The sequence below is a fragment of the Burkholderiaceae bacterium genome (genome assembly GCA_024235995.1).
In the GTDB taxonomy this organism is placed as follows: Bacteria; Pseudomonadota; Gammaproteobacteria; order Burkholderiales; family Burkholderiaceae_C; genus Ottowia.
On record JACKLI010000001.1, the window covers coordinates 28,905 to 48,458 of the forward strand.

At 65.8% G+C, this 19,554-nt stretch carries 11 protein-coding genes, 2 tRNA genes and 3 rRNA genes; 2 read left to right on the plus strand and 14 right to left on the minus strand.

The features are described from left to right. Positions 1-3: 3 nt before the first annotated feature. From H6927_00160 to H6927_00190, 7 genes are all read right to left on the minus strand, one after another. Positions 4-1,143 (minus strand): 3-deoxy-7-phosphoheptulonate synthase, encoded by a 1,140-nt coding sequence (locus H6927_00160; GenBank protein MCP5216525.1) that lies wholly within the window; start codon positions 1,141-1,143, stop codon positions 4-6. A gap of 235 nt (positions 1,144-1,378) precedes the next feature. Next, a complete protein-coding gene (tldD, locus tag H6927_00165; GenBank protein MCP5216526.1) occupies positions 1,379-2,839 on the minus strand; it encodes a metalloprotease TldD in 1,461 nt (486 codons plus the stop codon). 90 nt (positions 2,840-2,929) lie between these two features. Next, positions 2,930-3,042: ribosomal RNA gene (rrf, locus tag H6927_00170) — 5S ribosomal RNA — on the minus strand. Positions 3,043-3,152: 110 nt separating this feature from the next. Continuing rightward, positions 3,153-6,032, minus strand: a 23S ribosomal RNA gene (locus H6927_00175). A gap of 307 nt (positions 6,033-6,339) precedes the next feature. After that, positions 6,340-6,415, minus strand: a tRNA-Ala gene (locus H6927_00180). Between the two features lie 21 nt (positions 6,416-6,436). Next, a tRNA-Ile gene (locus H6927_00185) sits at positions 6,437-6,513 on the minus strand. Between the two features lie 98 nt (positions 6,514-6,611). Further along, positions 6,612-8,148 (minus strand): 16S ribosomal RNA (locus H6927_00190). Together the 16S, 23S and 5S rRNA genes with 2 tRNA genes alongside form the textbook arrangement of a ribosomal RNA operon. A gap of 447 nt (positions 8,149-8,595) precedes the next feature. Here H6927_00190 and H6927_00195 point away from each other — a divergent pair. After that, a complete protein-coding gene (locus H6927_00195; protein ID MCP5216527.1) occupies positions 8,596-10,470 on the plus strand; it encodes an ATP-binding cassette domain-containing protein in 1,875 nt (624 codons plus the stop codon). Between the two features lie 3 nt (positions 10,471-10,473). On the opposite strand, the gene glmU is transcribed toward H6927_00195, so the two are convergent. The 7 genes from glmU to H6927_00230 form a co-directional block, all read right to left on the minus strand. Next, positions 10,474-11,925 carry a bifunctional UDP-N-acetylglucosamine diphosphorylase/glucosamine-1-phosphate N-acetyltransferase GlmU gene (gene glmU / locus H6927_00200; GenBank protein ID MCP5216528.1) on the minus strand — a complete coding sequence of 484 codons (1,452 nt, stop codon included), beginning with the start codon at positions 11,923-11,925 and terminating at the stop codon, positions 10,474-10,476. 20 nt (positions 11,926-11,945) lie between these two features. Next, positions 11,946-13,079, minus strand: a complete 1,134-nt coding sequence (locus H6927_00205) for an ABC transporter permease (GenBank protein MCP5216529.1) — start codon at positions 13,077-13,079, stop codon at positions 11,946-11,948. Continuing rightward, on the minus strand, positions 13,076-14,047 hold the full coding sequence (locus H6927_00210) for an ABC transporter ATP-binding protein (GenBank protein MCP5216530.1): 972 nt from the start codon (positions 14,045-14,047) through the stop codon (positions 13,076-13,078). The genes H6927_00205 and H6927_00210 overlap by 4 nt, the downstream gene beginning before the upstream one ends. After that, entirely contained in the window at positions 14,044-15,021 is a 978-nt protein-coding gene (locus H6927_00215; protein MCP5216531.1) for an HlyD family efflux transporter periplasmic adaptor subunit, read from the minus strand. The genes H6927_00210 and H6927_00215 overlap by 4 nt, the downstream gene beginning before the upstream one ends. Next, positions 15,014-15,631, minus strand: a complete 618-nt coding sequence (locus H6927_00220) for a TetR/AcrR family transcriptional regulator (GenBank protein MCP5216532.1) — start codon at positions 15,629-15,631, stop codon at positions 15,014-15,016. The genes H6927_00215 and H6927_00220 overlap by 8 nt, the downstream gene beginning before the upstream one ends. Before the next feature lie 283 nt (positions 15,632-15,914). Further along, positions 15,915-17,372 (minus strand): multifunctional CCA addition/repair protein, encoded by a 1,458-nt coding sequence (locus H6927_00225; GenBank protein ID MCP5216533.1) that lies wholly within the window; start codon positions 17,370-17,372, stop codon positions 15,915-15,917. 39 nt (positions 17,373-17,411) lie between these two features. Then, positions 17,412-18,053: a hypothetical protein gene (locus tag H6927_00230; protein MCP5216534.1), complete on the minus strand. Its 642-nt coding sequence runs from the start codon at positions 18,051-18,053 to the stop codon at positions 17,412-17,414. A 182-nt stretch (positions 18,054-18,235) separates the two neighbouring features. Here H6927_00230 and H6927_00235 point away from each other — a divergent pair, with 182 nt between their 5' ends. Next, positions 18,236-19,369 carry an MBL fold metallo-hydrolase gene (locus H6927_00235; GenBank protein MCP5216535.1) on the plus strand — a complete coding sequence of 378 codons (1,134 nt, stop codon included), beginning with the start codon at positions 18,236-18,238 and terminating at the stop codon, positions 19,367-19,369. Positions 19,370-19,554: the final 185 nt, after the last annotated feature.

Here is a 19,554-nt window from a genome sequence, read left to right on the forward strand (position 1 = left end):
ATTTCAGCAGCTCGTCCCACCCCGCGCGCGCCGCGCCCGCACCGCGTCGGACAGCACCTGCAGGATGGCTTGCGAGCCGTCCCAGCCGATGCAGGCGTCGGTGATGCTCTTACCGTATTGCAGCGCGGACACGTCGTCCTTGCCGGGCGTGAATTTCTGCGCGCCTTCGTGGATGTGGCTTTCCACCATCACGCCGAAGATGCAGCGCGAGCCGGCGCCCAGCTGCGCCGCCACGTCGCGCGCGACGTCCAGCTGCCGCTCGTGCTTCTTGCTGCTGTTGGCATGGCTCATGTCGATCATCAGGGCCGACGGCAGCTTGGCTTCGGTCAGCTGATCGCAGGCGGCCTTGACGCTCGCGGCATCGTAGTTGGGCAGCTTGCCGCCGCGCAGGATGGCGTGGCAGTCCTTGTTGCCGCCGGTGCGCACGATGGCCACCTGGCCATTCTTGTGCACCGACAGGAAGTGGTGCCCACGCGCGGCCGCCTGGATGGCGTCGATGGCGATGCGGATGTTGCCGTCGGTGCCGTTCTTGAAGCCTACCGGCGCCGACAGGCCCGAGGCCAGTTCGCGGTGCACCTGGCTTTCGGTGGTGCGCGCGCCGATGGCGCCCCAGCTGATCAGGTCGCCGATGTACTGCGGCGAAATCACGTCCAGAAACTCGCTGCCCGCGGGCAGGCCCAGGCGGTTAATTTCGATCAGCAGCTGGCGGGCAATGCGCAGGCCTTCGTCGATGCGGTAGCTCTCATCGAGGTAGGGGTCGTTGATCAGGCCCTTCCAGCCCACCGTGGTGCGGGGCTTTTCGAAGTACACGCGCATCACGATCTCCAGCGTGTCCTGGTATTTCTCGCGCAGCGGCATCAGGCGCCGGGCATAGTCCATGGCCGCCACCGGATCGTGGATCGAGCACGGGCCGATCACCACCAGCAGCCGGTCGTCCTTGCCGGCAATCATGCGGCGGATGGCCTTGCGCGTGTTGCTGATCAAGGTCTCGGCCGGTGTGCCGCGGATGGGAAAGAAGCGAATCAGATGCTCGGGAGGCGGAAGCACGGCAATGTCCTTGATGCGTTCGTCGTCGGTCTGGCTGGTGCGGGCCGGCGACGTTTGCCAGGACGGCTGGGCGTCCACATGGGCTTTGGTGTTCATGGCTGCTTTCCTTGAGCGAGTGAAAATGGAAGGGGCATGAAAAAACCGCCGGGCTCATCGCGTCGGCGGTTCTTGGGAGGTCTGTGCTGCAGGCGCTTACATCTTCTCCTCTCGTCCGCCGGGGACCGAGAACCAAAAAAAGAAATAAAACGCAGCGGCTCGGGACATCACTGGCAAAATATAGCACAGCTGGCCAGGCGTGGCCCCATGCGCACGACCCGGTGTTGCGCGCAAGTCACGCCGTGCCGCCCACGGTCAGGCCTTCGAGCCGCAGCGTGGGCTGGCCCACGCCCACCGGCACGCTCTGCCCTTCCTTGCCGCACACGCCCACCCCCGAGTCGAGCTGCAGGTCGTTGCCGATGAGGGTCACCTTCTTGAGGGCTTCGGGCCCGCTGCCGACGATGGTGGCGCCCTTGACGGGGTACTGGATCTGGCCGTTCTCGACCCAGTAGGCCTGGCTGGCCGAGAACACGAACTTGCCGCTGGTGATGTCGACCTGCCCGCCGCCGAAGTTGGTGGCGTACAGGCCGCGCCGGATGCTGGCCACGATCTCGCGCGGATCCTTGTCACCCGCCAGCATGTAGGTGTTGGTCATGCGCGGCATGGGAATGTGCGCGTAGCTTTCGCGCCGCCCGTTGCCGGTGGGCTTGCCCTTCATCAGCCGGGCATTCAGCGCATCCTGCATGTAGCCCTTGAGGATGCCGTCCTCGATCAGCACGTTGCGCTGCGTGGCATGGCCTTCGTCGTCGATGTTGAGGCTGCCGCGGCGCCCGGCCATGGTGCCGTCGTCCAGCACCGTCACGCCCTTGGCGGCCACGCGCTGGCCGATGCGGCCACTGAAGGCGCTGGAGCCCTTGCGGTTGAAGTCGCCCTCCAGGCCGTGCCCGACCGCCTCGTGCAGCAACACGCCAGGCCAGCCCGGGCCCAACACCACCGTCATCTCGCCCGCCGGCGCCGGGCGGGACTGCAAATTGGTCAGCGCGCCCGCGACGGCCTCGTCGACGTAGTGGCGCAGCAGGGCGTCGTCGAAGTGGTCCAGGCCAAAGCGGCCGCCGCCGCCAAAGGAGCCCACTTCGCGGCGCCCATCCTGCTCGGCGATGACCGTCACCGACAGGCGGATGAGCGGACGCACATCGGCGGCGAGGGTACCGTCCAGGCGCGCAATCAGCACCACGTCGTATTCGCAGGCCAGGCCCGCCATGACCTGGACCACGCGCGGGTCCTTGGCGCGCGCCCAGCGTTCGACCTGCTCCAGCAGCTGCACCTTGTCGGCACTGCCCAGCGTGGCAATCGGGTCCAGGTCGGCATACAGCCGGCGACTGCCTGCCAGCTTGGCTTTGGCCAGCTTGATGCGGCGACTTTGGCCTGCGGCGCCGATCGCGCGCACCGCCGTAGCCGTCTCCAGCAGCGACGCCAGCGTGATGTCATCGGAGTAGCCAAAGGCCGTCTTCTCGCCGCTGACGGCGCGCACGCCCACGCCCTGGTCGATCGAAAAGCTGCCCGTCTTGACGATGCCCTCTTCCAGGCTCCAGCTCTCGGCGCGGGTGTACTGGAAGTACAGGTCGGCATCGTCCACCGCATGGGTGGCGATGCCGCCCAGCACCCGGTCCAAATCGGCCTCGGTCAGGCCAAACGGCGTCAACAGAACCGACTTGGCCGTGGCCAAGCGCTCGATCGTGGGCTCGCGTGAAATCATGGTTTGATTGTAGGGCGCCGCCGGCAAGCCGGTGTCTGGCCCAAAAAAAACGCCCCACCTTCATCGGGTGGGGCGTTTTTGGCTGTAGAAGCCTGACGATGTCCTACTTTCACACGGGAGTCCGCACTATCATTGGCGCTAAGGCGTTTCACGGTCCTGTTCGGGATGGGAAGGAGTGGTACCACCTTGCTATGGTCATCAGGCATAACGGGTTGCCGGACAGCTTTTGGGGCTGGACGGCGAATTCATAGAGGTCGAATCGGTTTTTGTTTTGCGTCACATGGCACAACAGTTTTGATCGGGCCGATCAAAATTATAGGGTCAAGCCGCACGAGCAATTAGTACTGGTTAGCTCAGAGCATTGCTGCCCTTGCACACCCAGCCTATCAACGTCCTGGTCTAGAACGACTCTTGAGGGGGCTCAAGGCCCCGGCAGATCTCATCTTGAAACGAGTTTCCCGCTTAGATGCTTTCAGCGGTTATCTCTTCCGCACTTAGCTACCCTGCGATGCCACGGGCGTGACAACAGGTACACCAGGGGTGCGTCCACTCCGGTCCTCTCGTACTAGGAGCAGGCTTTCTCAAATCTGCAGCGCCCACGGAAGATAGGGACCAAACTGTCTCACGACGTTTTGAACCCAGCTCACGTACCTCTTTAAATGGCGAACAGCCATACCCTTGGGACCGACTACAGCCCCAGGATGAGATGAGCCGACATCGAGGTGCCAAACACCGCCGTCGATATGAACTCTTGGGCGGTATCAGCCTGTTATCCCCAGAGTACCTTTTATCCGTTGAGCGATGGCCCTTCCATACAGAACCACCGGATCACTATGTCCTGCTTTCGCATCTGCTCGACTTGTCAGTCTCGCAGTTAAGCACGCTTATGCCATTGCACTATCGTCACGATGTCCGACCGTAACTAGCGTACCTTCGAACTCCTCCGTTACGCTTTGGGAGGAGACCGCCCCAGTCAAACTGCCTACCATGCACTGTCCCCGATCCCGATAAGGGACCCAGGTTAGAACCTCAAACGCACCAGGGTGGTATTTCAACGTTGGCTCCATGCGATCTAGCGACCGCACTTCAAAGCCTCCCACCTATCCTACACAGATCCGTTCAAAGTCCAATACAAAGCTACAGTAAAGGTTCATGGGGTCTTTCCGTCTTTCCGCGGGGAGATTGCATCATCACAAACATTTCAACTTCGCTGAGTCTCTGGAGGAGACAGCGTGGCCATCGTTACGCCATTCGTGCAGGTCGGAACTTACCCGACAAGGAATTTCGCTACCTTAGGACCGTTATAGTTACGGCCGCCGTTTACTGGGACTTCGATCAAGAGCTTGCACCCCATCAATTAATCTTCCAGCACCGGGCAGGCGTCACACCCTATACGTCCACTTTCGTGTTTGCAGAGTGCTGTGTTTTTGATAAACAGTCGCAGCCACCTATTTATTGCAACCCTTTCATGCTCAGATGTTCTCATCACACTACTTGGGCACACCTTCTTCCGAAGTTACGGTGTCAATTTGCCGAGTTCCTTCTCCAGAGTTCTCTCAAGCGCCTTAGAATACTCATCTCGCGCACCAGTGTCGGTTTGCGGTACGGTCGTGTACAGCTGAAGCTTAGTGGCTTTTCCTGGAACCCCGTTCAGTCACTTCACGAGCAAGCTCGCTCGATGGGCAGCCTCGGTATATGGCGCGCGGATTTGCCTACGCGCCGCCTACATCTGCCCAAACCAGAATCCAATAACTGGATGACCTATTAGGATCCGTCCCCACATCGCACTGCACATCGGTACAGGAATATTGACCTGTTTCCCATCAGCTACGCATCTCTGCCTCACCTTAGGGGCCGACTCACTCTACGCCGATGAACGTTGCGTAGAAAACCTTGCGCTTACGGCGAGGAGGCTTTTCACCCCCTTTAACGCTACTCATGTCAGCATTCGCACTTCTGATACCTCCAGCAGCCTTTACAAGCCACCTTCACAGGCTTACAGAACGCTCTCCTACCACGCACATTACTGTGCATCCGCAGCTTCGGTAACTGGCTTAGCCCCGTTACATCTTCCGCGCAGGACGACTCGATCAGTGAGCTATTACGCTTTCTTTAAATGATGGCTGCTTCTAAGCCAACATCCTGACTGTTTTAGCCTTCCCACTTCGTTTCCCACTTAGCCAATTTTAGGGACCTTAGCTGGCGGTCTGGGTTGTTTCCCTCTTGTGTCCGGACGTTAGCACCCGGTGCACTGTCTCCCAAGCTGTACTCTGCGGTATTCGGAGTTTGCCTTGGTTTGGTAAGTCGCCATGACCCCCTAGCCAAAACAGTGCTCTACCCCCGCAGGTAATACTTGAGGCACTACCTAAATAGTTTTCGGAGAGAACCAGCTATTTCCAAGTTTGTTTAGCCTTTCACCCCTATCCACAGCTCATCCCCTGGTTTTGCAACACCAGTGGGTTCGGACCTCCAGTACCTGTTACGGCACCTTCATCCTGGCCATGGATAGATCACTTGGTTTCGGGTCTACACCCAGCGACTGAACGCCCTATTCGGACTCGATTTCTCTTCGGCTTCCCTATTCGGTTAACCTTGCCACTGAATGTAAGTCGCTGACCCATTATACAAAAGGTACGCCGTCACCCCTTGCGAGGCTCCGACTTTTTGTAAGCATGCGGTTTCAGGATCTATTTCACTCCCCTCCCGGGGTTCTTTTCGCCTTTCCCTCACGGTACTAGTTCACTATCGGTCGATGATGAGTATTTAGCCTTGGAGGATGGTCCCCCCATGTTCAGACAGGATTACACGTGTCCCGCCCTACTTGTCTCTAGCCTGGTACCACACGTCCGCTTTCGCATACAGGACTATCACCTGCTGTGGTCAAGCTTTCCAGCTTGTTTTGCTAACGGTCGTGCTATCACTAGAAGGCTTCTCCGATTTCGCTCGCCACTACTTTCGGAATCTCGGTTGATGTCTTTTCCTCGAGCTACTGAGATGTTTCAGTTCACCCGGTTCGCCTCCTGCAGCTATGTATTCACTGCAGGATACCTTTCGGTGGGTTTCCCCATTCGGATATCTCCGGATCAAAGCTCATTTGCCAGCTCCCCGAAGCTTTTCGCAGGCTATCACGTCCTTCGTCGCCTATCATCGCCAAGGCATCCACCACATGCTCTTAGTCACTTGACCCTATAACTTTGACGTTTCTCACGAAACCAAAGCCTATCAAGGACTTGCCAGGTCTTTCACCTGACGCGTTATGCCGTAATCGAGCTTTCGCTCGGATTACTCGAATACAACTCGCGTTGAATTCGTTTGTGACGCAATCAAAAATTGTTGCCGACGGCACGGTGGACTCAATCTTGACGATTGCGCCCTTTCCGTCGACAACGCTGATTCGACTCTATGAATTGTTAAAGAACAGCCGGAGACCTTGCGGCCTCATCTATTGGCAAATGCCAATATCAAAGCACCCGTTTCCTGATGCTTTGATATTGAAATCTTGGTGGAGGATGACGGGATCGAACCGACGACCCCCTGCTTGCAAAGCAGGTGCTCTCCCAGCTGAGCTAATCCCCCTCCGATCTCTGCTGGAGGAAATGGTGGGTCTGGTTGGTCTCGAACCAACGACCCCCGCCTTATCAAGACGGTGCTCTAACCAACTGAGCTACAGACCCAAGTCGGTCAACCGCGGGCCTTGTTCTTGCCCGGACCGCTGGCGACACCTTCCAACAACCGATAAGTGTGGACGTTTGAGCTTGTCTTGCTTTTCTTCCAGAAAGGAGGTGATCCAGCCGCACCTTCCGATACGGCTACCTTGTTACGACTTCACCCCAGTCACGAACCCTGCCGTGGTAATCGCCCCCCTTGCGGTTAGGCTAACTACTTCTGGCAGAACCCGCTCCCATGGTGTGACGGGCGGTGTGTACAAGACCCGGGAACGTATTCACCGTGACATGCTGATCCACGATTACTAGCGATTCCGACTTCACGCAGTCGAGTTGCAGACTGCGATCCGGACTACGACTGGCTTTATGGGATTGGCTCCCCCTCGCGGGTTGGCAACCCTTTGTACCAGCCATTGTATGACGTGTGTAGCCCCACCTATAAGGGCCATGAGGACTTGACGTCATCCCCACCTTCCTCCGGTTTGTCACCGGCAGTCCCATTAGAGTGCCCTTTCGTAGCAACTAATGGCAAGGGTTGCGCTCGTTGCGGGACTTAACCCAACATCTCACGACACGAGCTGACGACAGCCATGCAGCACCTGTGTTACGGCTCTCTTTCGAGCACTCCTGCGTCTCTGCAGGATTCCGTACATGTCAAAGGTGGGTAAGGTTTTTCGCGTTGCATCGAATTAAACCACATCATCCACCGCTTGTGCGGGTCCCCGTCAATTCCTTTGAGTTTTAACCTTGCGGCCGTACTCCCCAGGCGGTCAACTTCACGCGTTAGCTTCGTTACTGAGTCAGTGAAGACCCAACAACCAGTTGACATCGTTTAGGGCGTGGACTACCAGGGTATCTAATCCTGTTTGCTCCCCACGCTTTCGTGCATGAGCGTCAGTGCAGGCCCAGGGGATTGCCTTCGCCATCGGTGTTCCTCCGCATATCTACGCATTTCACTGCTACACGCGGAATTCCATCCCCCTCTGCCGCACTCCAGCTTTGCAGTCACAAAGGCCGTTCCCAGGTTGAGCCCGGGGATTTCACCTCTGTCTTACAAAACCGCCTGCGCACGCTTTACGCCCAGTAATTCCGATTAACGCTTGCACCCTACGTATTACCGCGGCTGCTGGCACGTAGTTAGCCGGTGCTTATTCTTACGGTACCGTCATATGCCCCCTGTATTAGAGAGAGCCCTTTCGTTCCGTACAAAAGCAGTTTACAACCCGAAGGCCTTCGTCCTGCACGCGGAATGGCTGGATCAGGCTTGCGCCCATTGTCCAAAATTCCCCACTGCTGCCTCCCGTAGGAGTCTGGGCCGTGTCTCAGTCCCAGTGTGGCTGATCATCCTCTCAGACCAGCTACAGATCGCAGGCTTGGTAAGCCTTTACCCCACCAACTACCTAATCTGCCATCGGCCGCTCCAAACGCGTGAGGCCTTGCGGTCCCCCACTTTCATCCTCAGATCACATGCGGTATTAATCCGGCTTTCGCCGGGCTATCCCCCACGTCTGGGCACGTTCCGATGTGTTACTCACCCGTTCGCCGCTCGCCGCCAGGTTGCCCCGCGCTGCCGCTCGACTTGCATGTGTAAAGCATTCCGCCAGCGTTCAATCTGAGCCAGGATCAAACTCTACAGTTCGATCTTGTTAAATTTATACTCTCTCGAGTCACTCATTTAAACGGAATTGAAGTGAACTTCACTTCTATCTTCATGAGCGTTTGTTTTAGTCCTGAACAGAACTTGGCAAGTCGCCTTCAAACGCCCACGCTTATCGGCTGTATCTTGTTAAAGATCACCCGCAAAACTCTTCATCTTGCGCAAACTCCGCTGCGATCAGCGAAGCCTTGAATTATGACACGAAAATTAAAATCCTGTCAAATTTGAGGGTTTCTACCAATTGCATCCTGCATGTTTGCCTGACGCTTTCGGCAGAGTCTGAATGATGACGACTTTTGTTCAATGCCGTCAAACCCAGGCCTTGGCCCTTTCCCCGATCGACAAGCTGGCTTGCGATCAGCGAAGCCCTAGACTATAGCATCGTTTTCTTGCCGATCGCAAGAGTCTCTGAAATTTTTGCCGCTGTTCTCCTCATGTCCCTGATCACCCTCCAACACGCTCACCTGGCCTTCGGGCACGTCCCGCTGCTGGACGACGCGCAGCTGAGCCTGGAAGCGCAGGAGCGGGTGGGGCTGATCGGGCGCAACGGCACGGGCAAGTCCTCGCTGCTGAAGGTGCTGGCCGGCCTGGAGCGGCTGGACGACGGCGAGTTGCGCATGAGCCAGGGCCTGCGCCTGGCCTACGTCGCGCAGGACCCGGCGCTGAACGGCGGCGCCACCGTGTTCGACGCGGTGGCGCAAGGCCTGTCGACGGTGCGGGACTGGATCGACGCCTACGGCGCCGGCCAGGGCGACCTGGCGGCCCTGCAGGCGCGCATCGAGGCCGAGGACGGCTGGCACTGGCAGCAGCGCGTGGCCGAGGCCCTGCAGCGCCTGCGGCTGCCGCCCGAGGCGGCGGTGAGCGAGCTCTCGGGCGGCACCCGCAAGCGCGTGGCGCTGGCCCAGGCGCTGGTGACGCGGCCGGACGTGCTACTGCTGGACGAGCCGACCAACCACCTGGACCTGGACGCGATCGCCTGGCTGGAAGAGCTGCTGCTGGGCTTTCGCGGCGCCGTGGTGGTCATCACACACGACCGGGCCTTCCTGGACCGGGTGGCCACGCGCATCGTCGAGCTGGACCGTGGGCGCCTGCTGTCGTATCCGGGCAGCTTCGCGCAGTACCAGGCGCTGAAGGCCGAGCAGCTGACGCAGGAAGCCACCATCCAGGCGCGCGCCGACAAGCTGCTGGCGCAGGAGGAAGCGTGGATTCGCCAGGGCGTGGAGGCGCGCCGCACCCGCGCGCAGGGGCGCATCAACCGGCTGCAGGCCTTGCGCGCCGCGCGCGCGGCACGGCGCGAGCAGCTCGGACGCGTGCGGCTGGACGTGGACGCGGGGGTGGCCGGCTACCAGGGCAAGCTGGTGGCCGAGCTGGAGCACGTGCACCTGGCCTTCGGCGCCAAGGCCATCGCCCGCGACCTGAGCGCCACCGTGCTGCGTGGCGACAAGGTGGGCCTGATCGGCCCCAACGGCGCGGGCAAGACCACGCTGCTCAAGCTGATCCTGGGCGAGCTGGAGCCCGAGCGCGGGCGCGTGCGGCGCGGCGCCAACCTGCAGGTGGCCTACTTCGACCAGATGCGCGCCGCGCTCGACCCCGAGGCCACGCTGGCGGACTTCATCAGCCCCGGCAGCGAGTGGATCGAGATCGGCGCGCGGCGCCAGCACGTCAAGAGCTACCTGGGCGACTTCCTGTTCAGTCCGGCGCGCGCGGCCTCGCCGGTCAAGAGCCTGTCGGGCGGCGAGATGGGCCGCCTGCTGCTGGCGCGGCTGTTCGCGCGGCCGGCCAACGTGCTGGTGCTGGACGAACCCACCAACGACCTGGACATCGACACGTTGGAGCTGCTGGAGCAACTGCTGCAGGACTACGAGGGCACGGTGTTCCTGGTCAGCCACGACCGCGCCTTCCTGGACAACGTGGTGACCAGCACCCTGGCCTGGGACGGCCCGGGCCAGTGGCGCGAGTACGAGGGCGGCGTGCAGGACTGGCTGGCGCAAAGCGCGCGCTGGCAGGCCATGCGCGAGGCGCCCGCAGCGCCGCCCGATGCGAACGAAAAACGCCCCGCGCCGGCACCGGATCAGCGCGAACCGCTACAAAAAAAGAAGTTGAGCTACAAGGATCAGCGCGAGCTGGACGCCCTGCCCGCGCGCATCGAAGCGCTGGAGGGCGAACAGGCCGACATCCGCCGCCAGCTGGCCGATGGCACGCTGTACCAGAGCGATCTGCAAAAAGCCGTGGCGCTGCAGGCGCGCGACGGCGCGATCGAGGAGGAGCTGATGGCCGCGCTGGAACGCTGGGAAGTGCTGTCGCGCTGAGGGCTATTTTTTCTTCACCGGCCGCGACCAGTTGGCGATGCTCACCTGCTTGCCGCGCGCCACGCTCAAGCTGCCCGCCGGCGTGCTCTTGGTGATGGTGGAGCCGCCGCCCACCGTGCCGCCCGCACCGATGGTGACCGGCGCCACCAGCACGCAGTTGCTGCCCACATGCACGTCGGCCTCGATCACGGTGCGGTGCTTGTTGGCGCCGTCGTAGTTGGCGGTGATGCTGCCCGCGCCGTAGTTGACGCGCTCGCCCACCGTGGCGTCGCCCAGATAAGCCAGGTGGTTGGCCTTGGCACCGGCGGCGAGGATAGAGTTTTTCACTTCGACGAAGTTGCCGATGTGCACCTCGGCGCCCAGCTCGGCGCCCGGGCGCAACCGCGCGAACGGGCCCACGCGCGCGCCCTCGCCCACGCCGACGCCGTCCTCTTCGCCATCGATGTGGGTGAAGGGGTGAATCACCACCCCGGCCGCGATCACGGCGTTGGCGATGCAGCAGTAGGCGCCGATCTGCGCGCCCTCGCCCAACGTCACGCGGCCGGTGAAGATGCAGCCGACGTCGATCTCCACGTCCGGCCCGCACACCAACTCGGCGGGCACGCCGCTGCGCGCATCGTCGCGCACATCCAGCCGCGCCGGGTCCGCCAGGCGCACGCCCTGCGCCATCAGCGCCTCGGCCTGGCGTCGCTGGTGCGCGCGCTCGAGCTCGGCCAGCTGCAGCGGGCTGTTCACGCCGGCCACCTGCAGCGCGTCGTCGATGCGGTGGGCCGCCACGGGAACGCCGTCGAGCACTGCCATGGCGACGATGTCGGTCAGGTAGTACTCGCCCTGGGCGTTGTCCTTGGTCAGGCGCGCCAGCCAGCGGCGCAGGTGGCGCGCGGGCACGGCCATGATGCCGCTGTAGACCTCGTCGATGGCGCGCTCGTCCGCGCTGGCGTCCTTTTGCTCGACGATGCGCTGCACGCCGCCGTCCGCCGCGCGCACGATGCGGCCGTAGCCGGTCGGGTCGGGCAGGCGCACCGTCAGCAGCGCCAGCCGCTCGTCCTGCGCCGCCTGCACCAGCGCCTGCAGGGTGGCGGCCTCGGTCAGCGGCACGTCGCCCGAGAGCACCACCACCAGCCCATCGTCGGCCAGCAAGGGCAGGGCCTGCTGCACCGCGTGGCCGGTGCCCAGCTGCGGCTCCTGGCGGGCAAATTTCAAATCAAATTGGCCTCCAGCCCGCGCCATGCCTGCGCCATAAGCTTCCACTTCAGGAGCGCCGTGGCCGGTGACGGTCACCACGCGGCGCGCGTGCAGCGCCTGCGCCGTGGCCAGCACATGGCCCAGCAGCGGCCGGCCGGCCAGTTTTTGCAGCACCTTGGGCACACGGCTTTTCATGCGCGTGCCCTTGCCCGCGGCCATGATGACGATATCGATGGGCAAGGCGTTCGGGGTCGGGTTGGATGCGGACATGGGGCGAATTATCGGGGGGCTCAATCCAGCGTTCTGCGGTAGCGCAGCAGCGCCACCACGCCCACGGCGAGCATGAAGGCCAGCATGGGCCACAGCTCGGGCAGCACGTCGGGCCAGCCGCTGCCCTTGAGCAGGATGCCGCGCACGATACGCAAAAAGTGCGTCAGCGGCAGCACCTCGCCAACCCACTGCGCCCAGGGCGGCATGCCGCGAAACGGAAACATGAAGCCCGACAGCAGGATCGAGGGCAGGAAGAAAAAGAAGGTCATCTGCACCGCCTGCAGCTGGTTCCTGGCCAGCGTGCTGAAGGTGAAGCCCACCGCCAGGCTGGCCAGGATGAACACGCCGATCATCGCCATCAGCAGCGCAAAGCTGCCCACCATGGGCACCTGGAACAGCGCCCAGGCCACCAGCAAAATGACGCCCAGCTGCACGTAGCCGACCACCACGTAGGGCGCGATCTTGCCGACCATCACCTCCAGCGGGCGCACCGGCGTGGCCAGCAGGTTTTCCATCGTGCCGCGCTCGCGCTCGCGCGTCATCGCCAGGGCGGTGAGCATGACCATGGTCATGGTGAGGATGGTGCCGATCAGGCCTGGCACGATGTTCAGGCGCGACAGGCCCTCGGGGTTGTAGCGGCGATGAATGCGCACCTCGTAGGGCGGCGGCGCGCCTTGCAGCTGGCGCAGCGGCCCGACCAAATCGGGCGCCAGCGCCTGCGCGGCCACGCCGCTCAAAGCGGCCAGCGCGGTGGCCGAGGCGGTGGGGTCGGTGGCGTCCACCGCCACGTACAACACCGGGCGCTGGCCGCGCAGCAAATCGCGCTCGAAGCGCGGCGGCACGACCACCACGAACTGCACGTCGCCGCGCGCCAGCAACGCGTCGGCCTGCGCCTGGCCGATGCCGCTGGCCACCACGCGGAAGTAGCCGGTGTTCTGCAGCGCCGTCACCAGGCTGCGGGTGAGCGGGCCGCTGTCCTGCGCCACCACGGCAGCGGGCAAATTCTTGGGGTCGGTGTTGATGGCGTAGCCGAACAGCACCAGCTGCAACACCGGAATGAACACCGCCATGGCAAAGGTCAGGCGGTCGCGCAGCATCTGCTGGAACTCCTTGATGAACACCGCCGCGGTGCGGGCCAGCGAGAAACCGCTCATGGCCGCGTTCCCTTCGCAGCGGCGCCGCCAAAGTTGTCCTGCGCCTGCCCGATCAGGCTGATGAACACGTCTTCCAGATTGGCCTGCGCGGGCGCCACCTGCACGCCGGGGCGCTGGGCCAGCGGGGCCACGGCGCGCTGCAGCAGGGTCGCGTCCTGCCCGGCCACGTGCAGGCTGGCGCCAAAGGCGGCCACGCTTTGCACACCGGGCGCGGCCTTCAGCGCCTCGGCCTCGGCGGCGGCGCCCGGGCCGGTCAGCTCGAACACCGTCAGCCCGGCGGCCTCGACGATCTGGCTTTCGGTGCCGCGCGCCAGCACCCGACCGTAGGCGATGTAGACCAGCTCGTGGCAGCGCTCGGCCTCGTCCATGTAGTGGGTGGACACCAGCACCGTGATGCCGCCGGCCGCCAGCTGGTGGATCTGGTCCCAGAAATCGCGCCGCGCCTTGGGGTCGACGCCGGCCGTGGGCTCGTCCAGCAGCAGCAGGCGCGGCTGGTGGATCAGGCAGGCCGCCAGCGCCAGGCGCTGCTTCCAGCCACCCGACAGTGCGCCGGCCAGCTGCTGCTGGCGCTCGGTCAGGCCCAACTGCGCCAGCGCGGCATCGACCGCGGCGCGGCGCTTGGGCAACTCGAACAGGCGCGCGATGAAGTCCAGGTTCTGGCGAATCGACAGGTCTTCGTACAGGCCGAAGCGCTGCGTCATGTAGCCCACCTGCCGCTTGATGGCCAGCGCGTCGCGTCGAATGTCCAGCCCCAGCACCTGGCCCGCGCCGGCGTCGGGCGTGAGCAGGCCGCACAGCATGCGGATGGTGGTGGTCTTGCCGCTGCCGTTGGGGCCCAGAAAGCCGCACACGCGGCCGGCGCGCACCTGCAGGTCCACCCCGTCGACCACGGCGCGGCCGTCGTAGCGCTTGGTCAGGCCGCGCACGTCGATGGCCAGCGCGGGCGCGTCGACAGCGGATGCGTTCATGGCGCCGTGGCGCGCTGCACGTCCAGCGGCTGGCCGGGTTTCAGGCGCGGGGCGTCCTGCGGTGCGGGCCGCGCCTCGACCATGAACACCAGCTTGGCGCGCTGCGCGTTGGAGTAGATGACTGGCGGCGTGTATTCGGGCTGGGGGGCGATGCGGCTGATGCGCGCCGCGATGGGCGCGCCGCAGCCGTCGCAGCTCAGTTGCACCGCGTCGCCCGTCTTGATGCGGCCCACCTCGGCTTCGGGCACGAAAAAGCGCGCCTTGATGCCCGCCGGCGGCAGCAGCGACAGCACCGGCTGGCCCGCACCCACGTATTCGCCGGGGCGGAAATACGTGTCGGCCACCTGGGCATCGACCGGCGCGCGTTGCTGCTTCTGCTCGCGCCGCCATTCGCTTTGCCGCAGCGCGGCGCTGGCGGCCTGCGCCTGGGCCTGGGCGGCAGCGCGCTCGTCGGGGCGGGCGGGCAGCTCGGCGGTGTTCAGGCTGGCCTGCAGCTCGCTCACGCGGGCGCGGGTCTGCGCCACGCTGGTGCGGGCGGCGTCCAGCTCGCTGGCCGAGACGGCGCCGCCAGGGGTGAGCGTCTGCCGCCGCGCCAGCTCCTGCTGCGCCAGCGCGGCCTGGGCCTGCGCCTGCGCCAGTTGGGCGCGGATGACGGCGATCTCCTGTGGCCGGCGGCCGGTCTGTACATTGGCCGCCTGGGCGCGGGCGGCGTCGAGCTGCGCGCCGGCCTGCGCCTGCGCGGCACGCTCGGCCTCGTCGTCGAGCGTGAACAGCGCCGCGCCGGCCTTGACCGCATCGCCGGCCTGCACCGCCAGTTGGTCCAGCCGCCCGGCCAGCGGCGCGGCGACGTAGACGTACTCGCCCTCGGCGTAGCCCGACCAGCCTGGCTGCGGCGCCGGGCCGCAGGCGGCCAGGGCCAGCAGCGCCAGGCTGCCGCCCAGCGCGCGCAGGCGGATGGGCGCTGCGTCAATCATCGCGTCGGGGTGGCGTGGCCAGGCCGTGCTCGAGCATGGCGACCACCTCGCCCGCAAACTCGGCGTAGCTGATGGGACCGCCGGGGCGCAGCCAGGTGAAGGTCCAGTTGATCATGCCGAACAGGGTCATGGCGATGGCGGTCTGGTTGCGCGCATTCACCCGCTCGGGGTAGGCGCGGCGCAGAAAGCGCGTGACGGCGGCCACCACGTCGCGCTCGCGGTCGAGGATGACCTCGCGCTGGGCCTCGCCCAGGTACTGCGTGCTGCCCAGCAGGGCCGCGTGGCGCGTGGCGGAGGTCTCGTACTCGCGCAGGAAGGCGCGGATCAGCTCGTGCAGCGTGGCGCGCTCGTCCAGCGCCTGGCGATGCGCCGTGGCCTGCACCTGGCCGATGATGACCAGCAGCTTTTGCGTGTAGCGGTCGAGCAGGTCGAACAGGATCGCTTCCTTGCTCTCGTAATAGTGGTACAGCCGCGCCTTGGAGGTGCCGCAGGCGGCGGCGATGTCGTTCATGCGCGTGGCCGGGTAGCTCTGGCGCGCAAAGCAGGCCGCCGCGACGTCGAGGATCTCGTCGCGCCGCAGTTGGTGGGAGGCGGAAATCGGCCGGGCCATGCAGGGCGGATTATGCGCAGTGCTTGCCGCGCAACCGGCCCGGCTTACCATCGCGCCATGCCCACCACGCTCACCGCCGACTCGGAATTCGCGCAGTATTGCTGCGAACTGCTGGCCAGTCTGGGGCCCTGCCGCGCCTACCGCATGTTCGGTGGTTTGGGCATTCGCACGGCCGACGGCCTGAACGTGGCCCTGGTCACCGACCTGGGCGAGGGCGATACCTTGTGGCTCAAGGCCGACGCGCAGGCTCGGGCCGACTTCGAGGCCCAGGGCTGCCGGCGCTTCACGTATCTGATGAAAGGCGCGCCGCGCTCGATGGGCTACTACAGCGCGCCGGCGCAGGCCATGGAGTCGCCCGCGCTGATGGCGCCCTGGGCCGAGCGCGCGCTGGCGTCGGCGCTGCGGGCGCGGGCCGGCGGCGCAGCCAAGCCCCGCGCCGGCAAGAGCCGCCGCACCTCAGGCTGACGCGGCGGCGCCGGGCGCCTCGTCCAGCGCCCGCGCCACCGCCTCGGCGCGCGCCTGCTGCACGGCGGCGCCGATCTGCGGGCCGCGCGCGCGCGCGGGCCTGCGCCGCGCGCGCCACCGGCTCGGTGGCCACCGCCAGCGCGGCGTCCAGCGCCCGCAGCAGGCGCGGGCGCTGGGGGTAGGCCGCTTCTTCAAAGCCCAGGCGCCCGCGCACGTCGCATTCGCAGGCCAGCAGCACGTCGGCAAAACGCTCGGGCTTGCGCAGCGCGTCGCAGCGCTCGAGCAGGCGCAGCAGCGCGGCGGCGTTCAGGCCGGCGCTGCGGTGGATGTTGCCGTGCTCGCGCGCCACCACGTCGGCCAGTTCGGTGCACTCGCCGGGCACGCGCAGGCGCTGGCCGACGGCCTTGAGCAGCTGGCTGCTGCGCTGTTCGTGCCCCAGGTGGCGGGGCAGCAGCTCGGCCGGCGTGGTGCCCTTGCCCAGGTCGTGCATCAGGCAGGCCCAGCGCACGGGCAGCGGCGCCTGCAGGCGCGCGGCCATCTGCAGCACCAGCATCACGTGCACGCCGGTGTCCACCTCGGGGTGGTGGCTGGCCGTTTGCGGCACGCCCCACAGGCGCTCCAGCTCAGGCAGCACCACGGCCAGTGCGCCGCACTGGCGCAGCACGTCGAACATGCGCGCCGGGTGCGATTCCATCAGGCCGCGCGCCAGCTCCTGCCACACGCGCTCGGGCACCAGGTGGTCGGCCTCGCCGGCAGCCACCATATGGCGCATCAGGGCCAGGGTCTCGGGCGCGATGGAAAAGTCGTGGAAGCGCGCCGCAAAGCGCGCCACGCGCAGGATGCGCACCGGGTCCTCGGCAAAGGCCGCCGTCACGTGGCGCAGCACGCGTGCCTGCAGGTCGCGCTGGCCGCCGTAGGGGTCGATCAGGCCGTTTTGTGAATCAAAAAGGCCTCCAGCCCCCGTCGAATCCGCGCAAGCAGCTATTGAATTGATAGTCAAATCGCGCCGCGCCAGGTCGTCCTGCAGCGTCACGTCGGGGCTGGCGTGCACCACGAAGCCGCGGTAGCCGCGCCCGCTCTTGCGCTCGGTGCGCGCCAGGGCGTATTCCTCGTGCGTGTCGGGGTGCAGAAAGACCGGAAAGTCGCGCCCCACGGGCACGAAGCCGCGCGCCACCATGTCCTCGGGCGTGGCGCCCACCACCACCCAGTCGCGGTCCTGCACCGGCAGGCCCAGCAGCCGGTCGCGCACCGCACCGCCGACCATGTAGATTTGCATGGCCCCAGTGTATCGGCGGGGCCTGGCCCGGCGCCTGGCTCAGGCGGGCACGGCCGCGTCCCAGGCCGCGACGCGGACCAGCCGCGGGTCGTCGGCGTGCTCCACCAGCATCCGGCGCACGCGGTCCTGCCACAGCGCGCCGAAGCGCGCCAGCTCGTCGGCGCTGGCGCGGCCGGCAGCGGCGCGCGGCAGCAGGGCGCGCATCTCGTCCGTCCAGGGCACGACCGAGGCGTCCAGCTCCGCCTGCACGGCACGGCCGGTGTCCTGGCGGCGCAGGGCCAGCGTGCCCTGCACGGGCTGGTCGAAGCGCAGCAGCTGGTGGCGCCCAAAGCGCCCGCCGATGCCGTGAAAGCCGGTCTCGGGCGCGGCGCCGGTGAGCAGTTGCACCACGGTGGCGATCACGCCGTTGGCGCCGTCCTCGCGCCCATCGCGCATCAACACGTCGATCTCGCCGCGCACCGGCGTCTCCTGGCCGTACAGCGCGCGCAGGCCGTGCACCGTCATCAGCCAGGCGCCGGCCACCGTGGGGCAGGAGTGGCCGGCCAGGCGCACGGCATCCGCGTAGCGGTAGGTCATCAGGCCGCCGCGCGCGGCGCCCAGGAATTCGGCCAGCGGGTCGCGCAGCGTCAGCTGCGGCGCGTCGGCAAAGAAGTCGGGAAAGGTGGATTCGGCGGCGGGCATGGCAGGTTCCAAAGATCGCGTTGCAGGGCCAGATGCGCATTGGGCCGCATCGCCCCGCCGGCCGCTGGCGGCGCCGGCCAAGCCCGCACCCGCAGCGTGTGAATGCGGGTGGCGCCGAGGCCCCGGCAGCGACGCGGAATCGGGTTCATGATGGATGCTTCGGATCAACCCCCTCGCCCTGCATGAAATCCTTCGGACATCTCGCCCACGGCGCGCGCCTGGAGCGCATGCACGCCTCGCCGCTGTGGCAGGGCGAGGGCTTTCGCAACCTGTTTCCGGTGGCCGCGGGCCTGCGCGATGCGAGCGTGCCCATGCCCTCGCTGCGCGAGCTGCTGTGGCCCGGCGGGCGGCGCGTGCCGCGCGCGCCCCTGCCCTCGCTCGACCCGCGCGCCGCCTGGCTGCACGCGCCCCCAAGCGGCCTGCGCGCCACCTGGCTGGGCCACTCCACCGTGCTGCTCGAAGTGGACGGCTGGCGCGTGCTGACCGACCCGGTGTGGGGCCGGCGCGCCTCGCCGCTGATCGGCGTCGGGCCCAAGCGCTTCCAGCCGGTGCCGGTGGCGCTGCGCGATCTGCCGGCGGTGGACGCCATCGTCGTCTCGCACGACCACTACGACCACCTGGACTACCCCACCATCCGGGCGCTGGCGCGCACCGGCGTGCCCTTCGTCACCGCGCTGGGCGTGGGCGCGCACCTGCAGGCCTGGGGCATCGCGCCCGAGCGCATCCACGAGCTGGACTGGTGGGACAGCTGGACGGTGCCCAACACCGGCCTGACCATCACCGCCGCGCCGTCGCAGCACTTCAGCGGCCGCACCATGAAGACGCGCAACAGCACGCTGTGGTCGTCCATGGTGGTGCGCGGGCCGCGCCACGCGGTGTTCTTCAGCGGCGACACCGGCCTGTCGGGCGAATACGCGGCCATCCGCGCGCGCCTGGGGCCGTTCGACCTGGCGCTGCTGGAGGTGGGCGCGTACTACCCCGGCTGGGGCGACATGCACCTGGGCCCCGACCACGCCCTGCAGGCGCTGGCCCTGCTGGGCCACCCGCCCCTGCTGCCGGTGCACTGGGGCACCTTCGCGCTGGCCCTGCACGACTGGGACCAGCCGGCCGAGCGCCTGCTGGAACTGGCGCCGCGCGCGGGCGCGCAGCTGGTGATGCCGCGCCTGGGCGAGGCGGTGCAGCCGGCGCACGCCGAGCGCGTGCAGCCCTGGTGGCGGCAGGGCCAGGCGGCCGAGCCCGGGCCCACACCGGCGCTCGAGCCAGCGCCCGCGCCCGAGGCTCCCGGCGCGGCGCGGTTCGAATGGCCCGGCGATTGACCCAGAGCCTGCTCATGGCCTTTTCATGGTGTCCGCAAGGCAGCAAAAAGCCGCAATCGAGGCGCGCGCCGCAGGCCATGCTGGTGGCCTGGACAAGGTGCGCAACGACGAGTGCGGCTTTTTGCTGCCTTGCCCGAAGGGTTGCCCCGCAAAGGCAGCGTCTGCGGCGTTGCAAATCCTCGCCG

Bases quoted from the DNA above. Each gene is read 5' to 3' on its own strand.
- glmU (MCP5216528.1), bottom strand. From the start codon at position 11,925: ATGTCCGCATCCAACCCGACCCCGAACGCCTTGCCCATCGATATCGTC.
- H6927_00210 (MCP5216530.1), bottom strand. From the start codon at position 14,047: ATGAACGCATCCGCTGTCGACGCGCCCGCGCTGGCCATCGACGTGCGC.
- H6927_00225 (MCP5216533.1), bottom strand. From the start codon at position 17,372: ATGCAAATCTACATGGTCGGCGGTGCGGTGCGCGACCGGCTGCTGGGC.
- H6927_00220 (MCP5216532.1), bottom strand. From the start codon at position 15,631: ATGGCCCGGCCGATTTCCGCCTCCCACCAACTGCGGCGCGACGAGATC.
- H6927_00160 (MCP5216525.1), bottom strand. From the start codon at position 1,143: ATGAACACCAAAGCCCATGTGGACGCCCAGCCGTCCTGGCAAACGTCG.
- H6927_00205 (MCP5216529.1), bottom strand. From the start codon at position 13,079: ATGAGCGGTTTCTCGCTGGCCCGCACCGCGGCGGTGTTCATCAAGGAG.
- H6927_00235 (MCP5216535.1), top strand. From the start codon at position 18,236: ATGAAATCCTTCGGACATCTCGCCCACGGCGCGCGCCTGGAGCGCATG.
- tldD (MCP5216526.1), bottom strand. From the start codon at position 2,839: ATGATTTCACGCGAGCCCACGATCGAGCGCTTGGCCACGGCCAAGTCG.
- H6927_00195 (MCP5216527.1), top strand. From the start codon at position 8,596: ATGTCCCTGATCACCCTCCAACACGCTCACCTGGCCTTCGGGCACGTC.
- H6927_00215 (MCP5216531.1), bottom strand. From the start codon at position 15,021: ATGATTGACGCAGCGCCCATCCGCCTGCGCGCGCTGGGCGGCAGCCTG.
- H6927_00230 (MCP5216534.1), bottom strand. From the start codon at position 18,053: ATGCCCGCCGCCGAATCCACCTTTCCCGACTTCTTTGCCGACGCGCCG.